Origin of the sequence: Photobacterium sp. GB-56 (assembly GCF_003026105.1) — a bacterium.
Classification (GTDB): Bacteria; Pseudomonadota; Gammaproteobacteria; order Enterobacterales; family Vibrionaceae; genus Photobacterium.
This window is the reverse complement of the sequence record NZ_PYNW01000047.1, coordinates 1-1,260: the sequence shown is the minus strand read 5'-3', so window position 1 is coordinate 1,260 and position 1,260 is coordinate 1. Positions and strand designations below refer to the sequence as shown.

The following is a 1,260-nucleotide window of genomic DNA, read 5'->3' as shown; positions in this document are numbered from 1 at the left end:
ACCAAGATCTTTAAGGCCAAGACCTTTGTATACTTCTGGTGCTGATGCAACTAACTCAGGTAATAGTGTTTCGATATCTGCGTTAGCATCGTAGTGACGCTTGAATGACAACAATGTGTTGATCAATGTGTCACGCTTACCTTTAGTAATACCCATTGAGAATAGGAACATTACTTGGAAGTCAGTAGTACGTGTTGGTACGATACCGAAACGACCTAGGTATGCAGTCACAAGTGCTGCTGGAACACCTGTTTCTAGGAAGTTACCGTTGTCGTCAAGTCCAGGAGTTAGCAAGCTAACTTTGATTGGATCAAGCATACACCAGTCATTGTCGATTTCGTCAAAGCCGTGCCACTTGTCGCCAGGAGTTAGTTTCCAGTTCTCTTGGATAGTCATTAGAGACTCAACAGATGCATCTTCAAAGTTAACCTTGTCACCGTTCATTTCTGTAACAGTTTCTGCGTTCCAAGGTTTGAAGAACCAATCGTTGTCATTGGTGTAGTTGTTGAATAGCTGACGCATGTTTTGACGGAAGATGATCGCTTCGCGGTTTACTTCGTCAGTCAGTGTTTTACCACTTTCGCCTTTCATCATGTTAGCTGCAACATCGTTAGACGCACAGATTGCGTATAGTGGCGATGTTGAAGTGTGCATCATGTATGCTTGGTTGAAACGGTCAAAGTTGATCGCGTCTTCACCGTTACGTACGTGAATGTATGATGCTTGAGACAATGCATTCAATAACTTGTGAGTTGAGTGCGTTGCAAATACAGTTGGACCTTTGTGGTCTTTAGCATCGCCACGCATTGCGAAGTGACCCTTGTAGATAGGGTTAAAACGTGCGTAACCGAACCATGCTTCATCCATATGAATACGGCTAGAGCTTTCGCCTAGTAGCGCTTCAGTCACTTCAGAGTGGTAACATAAACCGTCGTAAGTACAGTTAGTTACAACCGCGTAGCTCGCTTTTTTCTCATCAGCGTTGAAAGGAATGCCCGCATTTTTAGCTTTAAGTGCGATGCCTTCTTTGCTCATTTGAACTTGGCTGATTGGACCGATAATACCGTAACAGTTACGGCTAGGTACCATGTAGATAGGGCGTGCACCCGTTAAGATCAGACCTTGCTCGATTGATTTGTGACAGTTACGGTCACAAATAGCGATGTCGTCATCTTTCAAACATGCTTGCATGATTGTACGGTTTGAACCAGAAGTACCTACGATACCAGAGTAAGATTGGTGAGCACCAAATACTTTAGC

General features: G+C 43.8%; 1 pseudogene. It reads right to left on the bottom strand.

Going from position 1 to position 1,260, the window contains the following annotated elements:
* Nucleotides 1-1,260 (bottom strand): annotated as a pseudogene (locus C9J42_RS21250) (arginine decarboxylase); the annotation flags it as partial.